General features: G+C 38.3%; 14 protein-coding genes. 10 read left to right on the forward strand and 4 right to left on the reverse strand.

From position 1 onward, the window contains the following. Together V7164_RS10265 and V7164_RS10270 are read left to right on the forward strand one after the other, a co-directional pair. The coding region (locus V7164_RS10265; protein ID WP_335354033.1) for an RNA polymerase sigma factor at positions 1-548 on the forward strand (548 nt) is incomplete at its 5' end. Further along, positions 529-1449, forward strand: coding sequence for a hypothetical protein (locus V7164_RS10270; RefSeq protein WP_335346281.1), 921 nt, complete (start codon positions 529-531; stop codon positions 1447-1449). The genes V7164_RS10265 and V7164_RS10270, both read left to right, overlap by 20 nt. A 61-nt stretch (positions 1450-1510) precedes the next feature. Here V7164_RS10270 and V7164_RS10275 read toward each other — a convergent pair whose 3' ends face one another. Beyond that, on the reverse strand, positions 1511-2113 hold the full coding sequence (locus V7164_RS10275; RefSeq protein ID WP_335346280.1) for an AAA family ATPase: 603 nt from the start codon (positions 2111-2113) through the stop codon (positions 1511-1513). A gap of 433 nt (positions 2114-2546) precedes the next feature. Here V7164_RS10275 and V7164_RS10280 point away from each other — a divergent pair, with 433 nt between their 5' ends. Both V7164_RS10280 and V7164_RS10285 read left to right on the forward strand, forming a co-directional pair. Next, on the forward strand, positions 2547-3023 hold the full coding sequence (locus V7164_RS10280; protein ID WP_335344245.1) for an ArsR/SmtB family transcription factor: 477 nt from the start codon (positions 2547-2549) through the stop codon (positions 3021-3023). Beyond that, complete coding sequence (locus V7164_RS10285) at positions 3024-4298, forward strand: MFS transporter (protein ID WP_335344244.1); 1275 nt, start codon at positions 3024-3026, stop codon at positions 4296-4298. It begins immediately after the preceding gene. Between the two features lie 287 nt (positions 4299-4585). Here V7164_RS10285 and V7164_RS10290 read toward each other — a convergent pair whose 3' ends face one another. Beyond that, positions 4586-5317 carry a DsbA family oxidoreductase gene (locus V7164_RS10290; protein WP_335344243.1) on the reverse strand — a complete coding sequence of 244 codons (732 nt, stop codon included), beginning with the start codon at positions 5315-5317 and terminating at the stop codon, positions 4586-4588. Between the two features lie 329 nt (positions 5318-5646). Between V7164_RS10290 and V7164_RS10295 the strand changes: the two genes are divergently transcribed. From V7164_RS10295 to V7164_RS10310, 4 genes are all read left to right on the forward strand, one after another. Beyond that, positions 5647-6117, forward strand: coding sequence for a ribonuclease H-like YkuK family protein (locus V7164_RS10295; RefSeq protein ID WP_335344246.1), 471 nt, complete (start codon positions 5647-5649; stop codon positions 6115-6117). 117 nt (positions 6118-6234) lie between these two features. Further along, complete coding sequence (locus V7164_RS10300; protein WP_335344242.1) at positions 6235-6612, forward strand: GntR family transcriptional regulator; 378 nt, start codon at positions 6235-6237, stop codon at positions 6610-6612. Positions 6613-6641: 29 nt separating this feature from the next. Further along, the gene (locus tag V7164_RS10305; RefSeq protein WP_335344241.1) at positions 6642-7736 is read left to right on the forward strand and encodes a DUF1648 domain-containing protein; all 1095 of its coding nucleotides are present in this window, start codon (positions 6642-6644) and stop codon (positions 7734-7736) included. A gap of 24 nt (positions 7737-7760) precedes the next feature. Beyond that, on the forward strand, positions 7761-9077 hold the full coding sequence (locus V7164_RS10310; protein WP_335344240.1) for an alpha/beta hydrolase: 1317 nt from the start codon (positions 7761-7763) through the stop codon (positions 9075-9077). Between the two features lie 78 nt (positions 9078-9155). On the opposite strand, the gene V7164_RS10315 is transcribed toward V7164_RS10310, so the two are convergent. Continuing rightward, positions 9156-9605, reverse strand: a complete 450-nt coding sequence (locus V7164_RS10315; protein WP_335344239.1) for a CoxG family protein — start codon at positions 9603-9605, stop codon at positions 9156-9158. Positions 9606-9912: 307 nt separating this feature from the next. Here V7164_RS10315 and V7164_RS10320 point away from each other — a divergent pair, with 307 nt between their 5' ends. Further along, the gene (locus tag V7164_RS10320) at positions 9913-12342 is read left to right on the forward strand and encodes a S8 family peptidase (RefSeq protein WP_335344238.1); all 2430 of its coding nucleotides are present in this window, start codon (positions 9913-9915) and stop codon (positions 12340-12342) included. A gap of 112 nt (positions 12343-12454) precedes the next feature. Here V7164_RS10320 and V7164_RS10325 read toward each other — a convergent pair whose 3' ends face one another. Then, entirely contained in the window at positions 12455-13186 is a 732-nt protein-coding gene (locus tag V7164_RS10325; RefSeq protein WP_335344237.1) for a DUF3784 domain-containing protein, read from the reverse strand. A gap of 203 nt (positions 13187-13389) precedes the next feature. Here V7164_RS10325 and V7164_RS10330 point away from each other — a divergent pair, with 203 nt between their 5' ends. Beyond that, a complete protein-coding gene (locus tag V7164_RS10330; protein ID WP_335354034.1) occupies positions 13390-15231 on the forward strand; it encodes a M6 family metalloprotease domain-containing protein in 1842 nt (613 codons plus the stop codon). The last annotated feature ends 138 nt before the right edge of the window (positions 15232-15369 follow it).

A 15369-nucleotide genomic window follows, 5' to 3' on the forward strand; every position in this document is an offset into this window, starting at 1 on the left:
AAAGGCGGGTGAGGAAGAACTTGAATAAGAATCGGGAAGAACTCGTAATGGAGTGGTATGAATTATATTATGAAGATGTTTACCGATTTATATTGTATATGATTCAAGATAAGCAAAGCTGTGAGGATTTTGTTCATGATACATTCGTTCGGGCGTATACGGCCTTTGAACGTTTTGACAACCGTTCCAGCATTAAAACATGGCTGCTTAGTATTGCCAAGCATATTGTCATCGATGAAATTCGCAAACGGCAGCGCAGGAGGCTTTTTAATTCTATTTCTCAAGGAAGAGAGGTGCCTTCTGCCTTTAATGTTGAGCAATATGTGGAAAATAAAGAAACCGTGCTGAACCTGATGGAGGCAATCTATCGTTTAAAGTCAAATTATCGGCTTGTCATTATATTAAGGAAGATAGAAGGCTTTTCAACAATCGAAACTGCGGAAATATTAAATTGGTCTGAGGCTAAGGTGCGGAAAACATTGTCGAGGGCATTGCAGGATCTTAAAAAAATGAATGAAGGTGGTGAGCATGTTGAGCAATCAGTATGACGATCAATGGAAGCAATTGAAAAATCTAATGCCAACCCAAATGGAGAAGGATGCTTTAAGAGTTAGACTTAGGCAATCAATAAAGAATCCATCTGTTAACCGTTTCCCAAAGAAAAATTACCAATGGACAGCCATTTTAGCATCATGTGTGTTTATGCTTATTTGTGGAGGGGTTATTTGGAAAGTAATATCAGATGGGACAGGACCGCATACTGCTGAGCCTAGAAATGCTAAAGAACAGATGGAAAATCCATTCAGCTGGGGGCTTAAAGACGTTTACATCGTGCAGTCATCCAATACTTGGGATTTCTATTCAAAAGATTCTTCTGCTAAAGTGGGAGAGGCTTCAATTGTAGATGAGGAGGAAATGAAAAGGATAACTGCTTCTTTACCGATGTTTGTCAAAGAAGAACTAGAGAATTTCCCATACCCAACAACCTTGAATATTGAGCATGTAAAAATGATGGATACAGCGATTAGATATCACTTCTTTGTTCCAATGGAAAATCAGAACTTTGTTCATTTTAGTTTTGATTATCCGAAGCTTGAACATGCTGAAATTTTCCAAGCGATGGCTACGTTGAAAATTGAAGGAAAATCTCCCAAACAGTCTGAACAACCAATATATGTGAAACATGGCTATGGAGCAATGATATTTCCAGTCGGGCTGGAACCCATTTCCCTTTCACCGAGCGAAGAATTATATTATTGGGAAGAAGCTTCTTTTAGCGCGTATCATCAATATTTAGACAAAATTTCAGAAGGGCATTGGAAAAGGGAATCGTCTAAGGGGGAAACAACCACATTTGTTTCTGGCAATGGAATGGAGATAGTGTCAATCACTTTAAAAGATAAAAACTTAATATACGAATTTACTTATCTTCATGACGAAGAACAATGAAATCAGTACTTAGAGACCAATCCATTTTTGAAAATTGGTCTCTTTTTTTAGGAAATGGCTTTTAAAGAGTGATGGTCCAGTCAGCATTTTTTGCTGGATCACACACTGAAACATATTGGTCTTCTGCAGGAAAATAGCGTTTTTCATATTTTTTTAAGATAGCAGTCTCATCTCCGATATATAGGTCCCTTTTTAGAACCCTTTTTAATCTTTCCTCCTTAGGAACATCGATATATATAACATAATCCAGAAAAGGCCTTACTTCCTCTCGCTGTAAAAAAACCCCTTCAATAAACAAAATGGTGTCCAAATCTATTTTTAAATGGTTCAGCAAATATTCATCCTTTTCTTTGTCATATAACTCAATTTGTTTATTAATCGGATGCCCCATTTGAATGGGGGACAAAATTTCGCTTATAAGGTAACCATATCTCCACTGTATATGGTAATAACATTCCCAATCACTAATTGCATCGTTGTAGCGAACGGATTTGGGGTGAATAAAATCATCTATGTGCAATACAAAAATTTTCATACCTTTGTTCCGAAGGTCTTTTTCTAGAAAACTCGTAAAGGTTGTTTTCCCTGATCCGCCTAAACCATCAATTCCTAATATAAAAATACGATTCTTTTCTTTAGTCTTGAGGATTTTTTCTATTTCCATTTCTCCACTCCTAATGAGCCGTCATCACTAATCTATGTAAAATATAACATTTAACATGCAGTTGAGGGGATATTAGTCAGGATTCTTTCGATTAGTAGAAGTTCATGACACAAAGGATATGCTTGTATAGATATAGCTTAAGGTTAACCATCCCTTTTGTTCGCGAAAAACAAAAAAGACTTAGTTCACTGTTAGTTTGTGAACAAGTCTTTTAATTTGTGTAAATAGAATATTTGAATTATGTACAATTTCTAAAGGTTTTAGTTATTAATAGAATGGTTCAAGAGAGATTGAGTTCATTATTTAAAGCTATCTCTAAATCCAATCAGAATTTAAGGAAATGGAAACTTATTCTAATTTTTTGTTGCATTCTAAAAAGTTAGAACATATAATAAATTTAAATCGACCAAAAAAATTAGGGTGGTAAGGAAAATTGGATTCTCAACAAAATATGATGGAAATCAATCTAGAACAGCAAAAATTAATTTCAAGTCCATTAAGAGTGAAAATTATTTACTTGCTTGACGAACGTCCAATGACGGCAAAGCAGGTGGCAGATGAAATGGGAAAAACAGCCGGCAGTATTCATTATCACATTCAGCAGCTTTATCATGGCGGAATCCTTGAAATTGCGGAAACGAAGGAGAATAGGGGAATTATCGAGAAATATTACCGCTCAAAAGCAACCCATTTTAAGTTAATTGACGAGAATGCTCCTATTCAGGAAAAAAAGACACGTAAGAGGGGATCAAGTTTATCACTTACAGACGAAGAGTTGAAAGAATTTGAAGCAGATTGGGACCAACTCATATTAAAATATTTAAAGAAAACAGTTAAAAGTGATAAAGAGCGCACACCTTATCAAATTTCCTGTCAGTTTGAAAAGCTAATGGATGAGGAGGAGAATTAAATGGCAGGATCGATACAAAAGAATCTTATCCTGTTTCTAATCGGTAAAATGACGGCGGTTCTAGGCTCATCGATTTATGGCTTTGCAATCGGATTGTATATTTTAGCAAAAACAGGTTCAAGCCTTAACTTTGCTATTACGCTGCTTTTAAGTGCTTTGCCAAGAATAGTGCTCTCCCCGATTGCTGGTACATTGAGCGATCGCTTGAATAGGAAGATGATGATTATAACATCTGATTTTGCCTGTGCAATTTGGCTCGTAATTGTCTTTTTCATATTTACCTTTCTTTATCCGGAAATTTGGGTCCTATATTTAGCAACAGCTGTCCTTAGTATCCTCAACACATTTTACTCCAATGCTGTCACATCAGCGATCTACAACATGGTTGGCCCAGATTATTTGCAAAAGGCGATGTCCTTAAATCAGGCAGCCGCTTCCCTTTCCGCTATCCTAGGACCTGTCCTTGGTGGTATATTCTTCGGACTCTTTAACATTACTACTTTCATGATAATTAATATTATTACTTTTACGATTTCAGGATTGGCAAGTGTTTTCATTCAATATGATTTATTTGCAGAAAAAAAGGAGAAAACTAATGGCAACTCTGTGTTAACAGATTTGAAATTAGGATTTATCTACGTTAAGAATCAACCTTTTATTAAGAATTTAATTTTGATTTGTATTTGGCTTAATTTCTGGTTTGCGGTGTTTCCAGTTGCCATCCCGTATCTAGTTCTAACCATTCGAAAGATGGAGTCCATTCAGCTTGGCATTATTGAAGGAACCTTCTCAGTCGGCATGATGGTGATGGCTATTATTCTATCAACCCGGCCAGAGATCAAAAGAAAGGAACTTAGCATTTTTGGCGGGTTGATCGCTATGTCGACCGTTCTAATTTTATTGGGATTGCCGAACGTTCCAGGTATGACGCATATCTCAAATACACTTTTCTTTCCTTATTTAGTCATCATGGTTTTCCTGCTGTCTACTTTTATTATGCTGATCAATATGCCCATTATGGTTCTACTCCAAAAGAGCACACCAGATGAATACCGAGGACGAGTCATGTCTCTCCTTGAAACAGGTGCAAGCGCCATGACACCGCTTGGCTTTATCATCTTTGGTTTCGCTCTTGAAAAGATGCCTGTTTGGATATTACTGGCAGTCTGCGGGCTTAGCATCATAGCTCTAATCCTCTATCATATTAAAAAGAAAACCATTACACCTTATTTACGCGAGGATAACAAACCTAAAGAAGTTGCATTGGAAGGGTAAGAGGCAAGTTTTACAATTAGACAAAAAAACAAACATTTTTTTATTTCTACTTTATTTGTTGTTTTGGCAACGATTATTATGACTGTTCAATCCTTTTCTGGTTTACGGATTGTTGGAAAAAACACCGCAGACTATTATTAGGACCCTGTAACATAAAAGGAAGTCAGGCACCCCAAGGAGGTGCCTGATTTTTTTATCAAGAGTTGGAAAACCCCAACATAGGGAGTTTAATGTAAGTGTTTTGAATGGAGAGCAGAAAACACCTTGATAAAGTTTTCTTAAAGTAATTATTCTTTTTTTTCCGGAATTCCGCAGCTCTCGTCCGTACAGCTAGCATCTTCCATGCCTTCTGCAGAAAGGTCCTGGAAAGCAGGAGCAGCAGATTCTTCTTCCCAAACCTTTTGAAGGGCACCCGCAAACGTTTCAGGGGCTTGGGCACCTGAAATTGCATATTTATTATTAATGATAAAATATGGTACTCCTTTAATGCCATACTGCTGGGCAATTGCCTCATCAATCCGTACATCATTAGCAAAGGCAGTTTTATCCTGAACAATTTTCAAAGCTTGATCACGCTCGAGTCCGGCTGATTCAGCAATGTCAGCCAGTACCTCTTCATCGCCTATGTTCTTTGAATCTGTAAAATAAGCGTGAAGGAGCTTTTCAGTTAGTTCTGGTTCTTTTCCATTCTCCTTTGCAAACTTTGCCAGTCGATGGGCATCAAACGTATTGCCATGCTTCATTTCATCAAAACGAAAATCCAATCCTACGCTCGCTGCTTGTTGTCCGACTCCTTCATTTGCCTGTTTAGCTTGTTCAATACTCATTCCATATTTCCCGGCAAGGATTTCGTGAATGCTTTTGCCGTTATATTTAGGAGAGTTTGGATCTAACTCAAAGCTTTTGAATTCAACCTCGACTTGATCCTTATGGGGAAATTGGTCAAGTGCCTGTTCCAATCTGCGTTTCCCAATATAACAAAACGGACAAACAAAATCTGACCAAACTTGAATTCTCATAAATGACCACCTCAATGATATTTTCCCTCATATTAGCATACTCATTAATGAAACCAATAAAAAGATGCTCATCGTTCCAAGCAGTTAAGGTTTAATTTGAATTTATTGTGGGAAAACTTAAAAAATGGGGAAACCTGGATAAACGATTTAAATATAATGATAATATACGCGGGTTGTACAGTAGTTGTTAGCCATTCGTTTTGGAACAGAGACAAAGCCATTTGTAATCTAACTTCACTCCTAACATAATGTGGTGATAAAAGGTGATATATGATCAGGGTGAAAACTTCACGTTTCAAAATTTACAAGAACGAAATTTAACATTTGATATGGTTTTTACAAGAATTCTTAAGTTCATTAATAGGAGTCCATGTGGTCATTACCGATTAATGGTCGGGACGGATTCACAGGTTCATTGTGATCGGACGATTTTTATTACGGGAATTGTGATCCAAAATGAAGGAAAAGGGGCTTGGGCCTGTATTAGGAAACAAATTATTCCTAGAAAAATGCTTCATTTGCATGAAAGAATCTCGTATGAAACCTCACTGACGGAACAGGTAGTAGCCCTTTTTACACATGAGAAGAAGAATGAAATCATTGATCTAGTCCTTCCTTATCTTTACCACGGAGCAACATTTACAATGGAAGGTCATCTTGATATTGGGATTGGACAAAGAAATAAAACACGGGAATTTGTAAAAGAGATGGTTTCAAGAATGGAATCAATGGGAGTAGAGCCAAAAATAAAGCCTGACGCTTTCGTAGCCTCTAGTTATGCCAATCGTTATACAAAGTAACCCAAAAGAAATTAGCTATATTAATAAACTCCAGAAATGGGGTTTTTATTTTTTTGTTCTATATAAACTATAACAAGTTTGTTATATTGAGTATAGAACAGAATGGAGGAGATAGGGTTGATCATTGTTATTGAGCCCCAATCTGATGTTCCGATCTATACCCAGTTAACGAACCAAATTATGGAGGGAATAGCGAGGGGATATTTGAATCCTGGTGATTCATTGCCTTCTGTGCGTGCCTTTGCCGCTGATTTGGGCGTTAATATGCATACAGTGAACAAAAGCTACCATGAATTAGAGAAGAAGGGCATCATTCACATTATCCCTAAATCAGGTGCCGTTATTAATTCTCCGGTCGTAACAATTGAAGTGACCGATCAGCTCTTAAAAGGTTTTAAACCGTTAATAGCAGAAGCATTAGTTTTGGGTCTAGAAAAAGAACAAATTCAAAAACTTGTGGAAACCATTGTTTCGGATTTAAGAGGGGAGTCATGACCCATTGATACAGAAAGGAAGAGGATCAAATGGATTTCTTACTTTTTTTAATCATTATTGTTTTTTTAGTAGCTATCCAAATGGCAACTCCATTTTTAGTTAAACGAAATATTGTATTTGGTGTTTTCATTCCGGATGAATATGATCGGGATGCCAAGTTAATTTCTTATAAAAAAATATATGCATGGCTCATTTTGATCTTTGGTCTAATTGGAGTAGCCATTTATCTTGTATTGGTGCCGAATGGGGATTCAGTCCATTCCAATTTATTATTGCTGCCACTAGTCATTCAATTTAGTCTCATTTTTGTAAGTATTGCGCTTTATTTTTACTTTCATGCAAAAACCATCCAGTGTAAGAAACAGATGGGGTGGGGAGAAAACTTAAAACAATTAAAAGTGACGGATTTATCTGTCCGCTCAAAAGATGAAATGCTTCCTTGGTATCTATACTTACTGCCAATGGTTGTTACTATTGGGATTATTGGTTATTCAATTTTAAAGTACAGTTTGCTTCCTGAGCAAATCCCTACTCACTGGGGACCAAATGGCAAGCCTGATGCGTTTACAGGAAAAAATCCTTTTTCCTCCATCTCATTGCCGCTAATCATGTTAACCATGCAAGTGATGTTTTTAAGTATTAATGAAATGACAAAGCGGTCTGGCATTAAATTAAGTGCCACAAGGACTGAAGCCTCCAGAATTCGTCAGCTCACACTTAGAAAATATTCGAGCTGGTTTATGTTTTTGACCAATATTCTTATTACGTTGCTTTTTTCCTTTTTGCAATTACAAATGATTCATCCTAATTTAGCCGATGGCACTTTATTAATGGCAATTCCCCTCATATTCGTATTTGTCATCCTGATCAGCTCTGTCCTTTTTGCACTTAAAGTTGGAACAGCAGGCGAAAAGACTGATATCAAGTCTTGGGATGGTATTTCCGATTTTGATGAAGATCGATATTGGAAGGGGGGGCTCATTTATTTTAATAAAAATGACCCTTCCATCTTTATTGAAAAGCGTTTTGGGATTGGCTGGACTTTAAATTTTGCTAATCCGATTGGTTATATCATCTTATTTGGACCGCTTGCTATCATTTTGTTCATTTCCTTTTTCGGTTAGCTAATAAATGTAGGAGGGTTAACTTTGAAGAAATTATCATATCTTCTATTTGTGATGTTAAGTGTTAGCTTATTATTGTTGGGCTGCAGCAAGGGAAATAAAAAAGAGGAAGTTGCAAGTGAAAAAGGGGGAAGTTCATTGGAAAGCATTGAGGGAGTATGGGAAGGTGTTATACAAATTCCGAATCAGCCGCTGCCTATTCAATTAGAGTTTTCAACGGATGGCGGCACTTTAAGCATTCCAGCTCAAGGGTTGGACAAATACCCATTTGCAAAAGTGAAATTAACTGATTCAAGCTTGTCATTGGCTATGGAGCTTCAAGGGCAGCATATAACATTTGATGGTAAAGTAGAGAATGAGAAGATTGCAGGTACATTTAAGCAGCAGGGTCAGTCTTTTCCTTTTGAACTAACGAAGGGAACGGCTGAAGAATCTAAAGAAGTTGGCGATCCTGTACAGATGGAAGTAAAGGATGGAACGATGAATGGATTATTGACCACTCCTCAAGGTGAGGGGCCATTTCCTATTATGATTATTATTGCAGGCTCAGGTCCGACTGATAAGGATGGAAACACAACAATATTACCAGGAAAAAATAATAGTTTAAAAATGTTGGCTGAAGACTTAGCGGCAAATGGAGTTGCGAGTATTCGCTATGATAAAAGAGGAATAGGTCAAAATGTAAGCCTAGGAGGAAAAGAAGAAGATGTGCGTTTTGATCATTTTATACAAGATGTAGAATCTTGGGTTCAGTTCGCAAGAGGGGATAATCGTTTCTCAAAGGTCGGCATTATTGGTCATAGCGAAGGCTCTTTAATCGGAATGACTGCAGCTAGTAAAACGAATGCGGATACGTATATTTCAGTTTCAGGTGCAGGCAGACCGGCCGATCAAGTACTGATTGAACAGCTAGAAGCTCAGCTTCCGGCAAACCAGCTACAAGAGTCAAAGGACATTTTGGATAAATTAAAGCATGGTGAAATAGTTAAATCTGTCAGTACAGAATTGCAATTCTTATTCCGTCCATCTATTCAGCCATACATCATTTCATGGCTCCAGTATAATCCTCAGGAACAATTGAAAAAATTGGAGTGCCCTGTTTTCATCATAAACGGTACACACGATCTTCAAGTTCCTGTTAAGGAAGCTGAGGCATTGCATGCAGCCAAACCAGATTCCGAGCTATTTATCATAGAAGGAATGAACCATGTTCTTAAGGATTCGCCTAAGGACCCAGAAGGTAATAGCGCAACATACACAAATCCTGATTTGCCATTGGCTGATGGCCTAGTGGAGCGTCTGATGGAGTTCTTAGAAAAAAATAATGTATTGGAAAAATAAAAGACAGGGGCATTCTCTTTGTGAGAGTGCTCCTGCTTTTGTTTGTGCTTGATTATTTACGTATTTTCGGGTTGTTCTCTAATTGTAAGCATGTTCCTCAATTTTGGCAGCTACAGCTTCAGTCAGTTCTGAAGTTGTTTCAGGAAGCGAGGTTGTTAATATCGAGTTTGCGACCTTTGCCAGCATTCCTTCGGCTGTAATATCAAGGCAGCCTGTCATAAGTACCTTCGAGTTTCCTTTTTGCTCCGCTAAAAAATATCCGTGGCCCGTAAATTTTTCATTTAGCCCCTTTAAGTTAAATGTCACTTTAGAAGGCTCTTCCCAGCCTGTAATATCAACCTTTAACTCAATTTTCTTCTTCATGAAACCAATATCACTTTTAAAGCACCATGTGGACTCTTTATCACTGAGAATCTGATGTTCAATATATCCGGGTACAAGTGGAGCCCAGTTATTAATATGACTCACAAAATCCCATACAGTCCGAATAGGTGCATTTACTTCAATTTGATGATTATAAATCGGCATGTTTTCCGCCCCTTTAGAAATTATTCATCGTTGCCTTACATGAAAATGTATTCAGATTAAACAAAAGGTATTCCCTTAAGAGTGCAATGCACCCCAAATAGACACTTTTTCATAAACTGTCCACCAAGGGTGCCTGGCACCGTTTTTTTTGAAAAATAATTCTAATGACCTATCGAAGTTAGGAGGAAGGACTCAAGGGTTATCAGTGAGGGATACAGAATATTTCCAATGTTATACATAATAGGGTACTGGAGGTGTGTCTTGTAAAGAGGCAACACAACCAACATCAAAGGAGATGAAAGGATCAATGTTAAAGAAGAATATGAAAGTTTTTCTATTGGCACTAGTACTATTATTAGCATTTTCGCCAATGGGTGCAGGTGCTGCTAATAAAGCGGAAAGCAAATCAGCTGCTCAACTGGCACAATTAGTCGGAGAGTTTGATTTTTCGTCATCGAACAGAACAAGTGTAATTGTTGAATTAACAGAGCCATCCATAGTGGAAGCAAAGCATAAAGGAAAGAGCCAATCCAAGGCAAATCTTGCTAACACTCGTAATCAAGTAAAATCAGATGTTAGCAATGTAGCAAAAAGCTCTCAAGTTATTCGTGAATATGATTATGTATTCTCTGGCTTCTCTGTCGAACTTACAGAAAATGAAATTCCTGCTTTATTATCTGTGCCTGGAGTAAAAGCAGTTTACCCGGATGTCGAATATCAGGCAACTAGCTTAGGAGAAGGGGAAATGATTTCCTCTGAGGAGTACAGCCCAAATATGCTCAATAGTGCACCGCATATTGGCGCCAACGAGGCTTGGGAATCAGGATATACAGGAAAAGGTGTCACGGTTGCGGTTATCGATACAGGGGTTGATTATACCCATCCGGATTTAGCAAATGCTTTTGGCAGCTATAAAGGCTGGGATCTAGTCGATAATGATAATGATCCACAAGAAACACCAGCTGGCGATCCTAGAGGTGATGCAACCACTCATGGTTCGCATGTTGCAGGTACAGTTGCGGCTAATGGCCTTATTAAAGGGGTAGCTCCTGAAGCAAATTTACTTGCTTACCGTGTTTTAGGTCCTGGCGGCCGCGGGACAACGGCTAACGTAATCGCAGGAATTGAAAAAGCAGTTCAAGATGGCGCAGACGTTATGAACCTATCTCTAGGAAACTCTTTAAATGATCCAGATTATGCAACAAGCATTGCATTAGACTGGGCAATGGCTGAAGGCGTTGTTGCTGTTACATCCAACGGAAACAGCGGTCCGAATAACTGGACAGTCGGTTCACCAGGAGGGGCCCGAGATGCCATTTCTGTAGGGGCAACACAGCTTCCATATAATGTATATAATTCTTCTATCTTCACATCTGAGGGTGTAGATTATCCTTCAGCAAAAGTAATGGGCTTTCCAAATGACCAAGCTCTTACAGATCTTAATGGACAAACTTTAGAATTTGTTCATGCCGGATTTGGTTCTCCTGAAGAATTTGTTGGAAAAGACTTTGATGGAAAAGTAGCTTTAATTAGCCGCGGTGCAGGAATTGCATTTGTTGATAAAGCTACTGCCGCTAAAGAAGCTGGGGCCGTCGCAGCGATTATTTATAATAATGTTGCTGGAGAAATTGTACAAGTGCCTGGCACTGATGTTCCAACTATTAGAACAACTTTAGAAGATGGTAATAAATTATTAGCCGAATTAGAAAAAGGCAATAATAAAGTGACATTTAACATTAATTTCGCCAATCGTGTTGGGGAAACAGTAGCTGATTTTTCTTCGCGTGGTCCAGTCATTTCTACATGGATGATTAAGCCGGATGTTTCAGCACCTGGCGTAAATATCGTAAGTACGGTTCCGACTCATGATCCATCTAACCCACATGGATATGGAGCTAAGCAGGGAACGAGTATGGCATCTCCACATGTTGCGGGTGCTGCTGCTCTTATTCTGCAGGCAAACCCGAATTGGAGTGTTGCTGATGTGAAGGCAGCTCTAATGAATACGGCTCAGAATCTTATCAATCCTGCTACTGGCCAAGCTTATCCGCATAATACGCAGGGGGCTGGAAGCATTCAGGTTTTAGATGCGATTCAAACAAAAACACTTGTGACTCCTGGAAGCCACTCTTTTGGAACTTTCTATAAAGATAAAGGGAAGCAAGTAGAAAAGCAGCATTTTACAATTAAAAACCTATCTTCTGAGCGCCAGACTTATAGCTTCGAAGTGAAAATGAACACTGATGCAATTAAAGTTTCGACGAGCAATAATTTAAAAGTAAATCCTGGACAATCCCAAAATGTTAACTTAAACGTACAAGTTGATGCGGGATCCCTAGAACAAGGCTATTATGAGGGCACAATCACGATTAGCAATGGCTCTGAAACGCTCGATTTACCAACGATTCTTTTCGTAAAAGAGCCAGACTATCCTCGTGTGCAATACCTTGGAGCCGGTCAAAATGGCGATGGGCAAATTGAAATTGAAGGATACTTCCCAGGTGGAGCAGAGGAAGTTGAATTATTTGTCTATCTATCCAACAAAGATGGCCAACCGTTAGGTTATTTAGGAGATATTGCTCTTTATAAGGATGTAAAGGCAGGCTACACAACCTTCAAATGGGATGGAATACTTGCAGATGGAACTAAACTTCCAGCTGGGTATTACAATATTTATGCCTACGCAACCTACCTAGGTCAATCAGATTTAGCAGGCACAAATATTTTAATCAAATAAATGATTGAAAAAAGGTCATCGTTCCCATTTGGAATGATGACCCTTTTACCTTGAAGGATTTGCTGTGCATAATACAGCAACTTACATAAAAAATCATGCAAACAATAAAACTCTAAAGAGGTGAGCCTGACTTTTCCTTCAATTCCTCATACCATAATTTCGTTTTGTCAGGATCTTTATCATTGATGAAGATTTTCTTTTTCTCCATTTCAATATAGATATATGGCGAAGAGCCTTTTTGAATAAAGAGAAGGCTGCTGCCGTAGTCCTTAATTTTAAAATGGCCTTTTGATAGTGTTGGCAGCCCAACACCGTTCGTCCTTAATGTAACTTCAGGCATACTATCCATTAATTCAATCCGTTTAATATCAGTCGTTCTCCATTCATCCCCATACATGCCCGTAATTTCAAAACGATTATCATGAACCTTAAGTTCATAGCCTTGATAGCTATAAACGGTGAGAGCAATTATAGAGCCAATTACGGCGACAAAAAGCACAGTGCTAATGATATAGCTTCGCTTTCTCTTACTTAGTGTTTCATACTTTGATAAATAAATGAGTCCGCCCATTAATAAAATTAGCATGCTTCCAAATTGAGCTTCCATTGCATATTTAAAGGAAGTAAAGGAAAGCGGAAGTAGAAGAACCATGACAACGGCAGTAATCAATAATAGGCTCCCGGTTTTCTGTGGTAAACGATTTGCAATTAGCTGCTGCTTTTCTTCTTCTGTACGAGAGGAGAATCCAGAAATAAGATAGTAAGCTTTCTTATAGCGAATGGCCCAGCCTATTAAACTGAAAATGATTATGAGGATGAGTTGTGAAATGATAAGTCCCCACATAAAATCTGCCTCCTTTTGAAAACTCTATTAATTATATACAAACATTGGTAAAAATAGGAGGCACTTATATTATTTTATTAAGCCAATCGAAATAAGTATTATTAACTATCTATTTTCCTAATAAAAGGTACCAAATCCTTATTCAGAAAATATAGACTATTTCATATGATTTATTTAGGAAATAGAAATATTTTAAAGGAGTGGTGTATTTGTTAAAGGTCTTATCTAGTTCTGCATTAGCACTAACATTAATTGGAAGTACTGTTTTTTCAGCGGGGGTCAATAAAGATGTAACCGCGAAAGAGAAGAGTACATATAATCTTAATTTAGCTCATTATGTAGGAGCTTCACCTGAACTTGCAGAGCAGGCAAAAAGATTTGGACTCGATCTTTCAAAAGTCGACCCTGCTGAAAAAGCAGCTAAGCATGGGACGAAGTTTCAGCAAGCTGGGAATAATCATGTTGCTTATAGAAATGCAGAGGGGGATATTCCTGTTCTAGTCATTCTAGCAAAATATAAAGATGGTGATGAGCCTGTCGGGGATATGCCTGGACAAGTTCCGGCCCATTATTATGAAGATTTAATTTTCGGAACGGAATATAATCCATATGAGCTTGAACAGTTTAAACAGTATGCTGAGTTTAATGGAGAGAAGGCTCCAACAAATCGAACGATGCAAAATGTTTACAAAGAATCAAGTAATGGAAAAGTAAATCTTGTCCGTAAAGAAAATACGGAATTTGTGTGGGTTGAAATGCCGAAGGGAGCTTCCTACTATTTAGACCAAGAGGGGAATTATGCCGAAAGTGGGAAATATGTCCTTGGGAATGAAAATGGGGATGCCCATATGGGTGAATTTGTTCGTGATTTATTGAAGGCAGCAGATGAGCAAATAGATTTCTCCCAATATGCGGAAAATGGAGAGGTGCCTAATATTTTTATCGTCCATGAAGGAACTGGGGCTGAATTCAGCAGGGATCCTGCACAAATCTGGTCTCATAAATGGAACCTATTAAGTGCTATGTATTATGGAAAGTACTATGAAACTGGTAAACCTGCAGATGTTCACGCAGGGCTGAGCCAAGGTGAGTGGATTAATAAAACAATAGCTGAAGACATGACTTATGATGGCGTAGTCGTAAACAACTATAATATTCAGCCAGCCATTGGCGGAAATGTTTCCGGATTTGATACAGCTACTGGTAAATATGATGAATCTAAGATAACAGGCCCATTCCCAGCACAAACAGGGGTGTATGCACATGAATTCGGTCATGCTTTAGGATTGCCTGATTTCTATGACACGGTTTATTCATCTGAGGGAGTTGGAAACTACTCCATGATGGCAGGCGGCTCATGGATGCGCTATCCAGACAATGCTGCTTATTCTGGGAACTCTCCAACGCATTTTGACCCATTCTCAAAAATTTTCTTAGGCTGGGCAAATCCAATTGAAGTTTCACCAGAAGATGGAATTCAGGAAATTACTCTTCCTCCGATCAGCCAAGCTTCTGCTAATAATGGAATTGTAAAAATGGCAGTCCCAGGCTCAAATGAAACAGAATACTTCCTATTTGAAAATGTCCAGCAAGACGGGTTTAATAAAGGGTTAATTCGCCAAGGCCAAGAAGCTCACGGATTAGTTGCATGGCATGTGGATGAAAATATCATTAACCTTTATCAAACTGCAGGCTTTCGGCCGAACAATGTGGAAAACTGGATGAACAAGCGCTTCCAGTACAATCAGTCTGAAACGGCAAGTGATGGAACAGTTGTGACACATTATGGTCTCTCTGTCCTTCAAGCTGACGGAAAATATGATCTCGAGAAAAATGTAAATCGCGGAGATGTGGGCGACTTCTTCAAAACGGGAAGTAAGCTAACACCTGTTTCAGGTAAGGTTCATACAGGATCCTATTACTTCTGGAAGGGCCAAAACTCAACACCTGGTGATTCCGGAATCCATGTAACCGATATTGTTGAAAATAACGATGGCTCCATTACGGCTAAATTTTTCTACAATTCGAACCAAGGAAATAAATAATTAAAAAACCTGATCCCTTAATTTTTTTTAGGGATTCAGGTTTTTTTAAGCATTTTAGGATGATTTCATTCTAGCCAAAAATGCTGGACGGACATTTTGAGAGGGAGAGGATCTTGAAAAGTCCAAGCAGAAATGCAG

It is taken from the genome of Bacillus sp. JJ1474 (assembly GCF_036965225.1).
Taxonomy (GTDB): Bacteria; Bacillota; Bacilli; order Bacillales; family Cytobacillaceae; genus Cytobacillus.

Excerpts from the sequence above, each read along its gene's own strand:
- V7164_RS10270 (WP_335346281.1), top strand. The coding sequence starts at position 529 with ATGTTGAGCAATCAGTATGACGATCAATGGAAGCAATTGAAAAATCTA.
- V7164_RS10275 (WP_335346280.1), bottom strand. The coding sequence starts at position 2,113 with ATGGAAATAGAAAAAATCCTCAAGACTAAAGAAAAGAATCGTATTTTT.
- V7164_RS10285 (WP_335344244.1), top strand. The coding sequence starts at position 3,024 with ATGGCAGGATCGATACAAAAGAATCTTATCCTGTTTCTAATCGGTAAA.
- V7164_RS10290 (WP_335344243.1), bottom strand. The coding sequence starts at position 5,317 with ATGAGAATTCAAGTTTGGTCAGATTTTGTTTGTCCGTTTTGTTATATT.
- V7164_RS10295 (WP_335344246.1), top strand. The coding sequence starts at position 5,647 with ATGGTTTTTACAAGAATTCTTAAGTTCATTAATAGGAGTCCATGTGGT.
- V7164_RS10305 (WP_335344241.1), top strand. The coding sequence starts at position 6,642 with ATGGATTTCTTACTTTTTTTAATCATTATTGTTTTTTTAGTAGCTATC.
- V7164_RS10315 (WP_335344239.1), bottom strand. The coding sequence starts at position 9,605 with ATGCCGATTTATAATCATCAAATTGAAGTAAATGCACCTATTCGGACT.
- V7164_RS10320 (WP_335344238.1), top strand. The coding sequence starts at position 9,913 with ATGTTAAAGAAGAATATGAAAGTTTTTCTATTGGCACTAGTACTATTA.
- V7164_RS10325 (WP_335344237.1), bottom strand. The coding sequence starts at position 13,186 with ATGTGGGGACTTATCATTTCACAACTCATCCTCATAATCATTTTCAGT.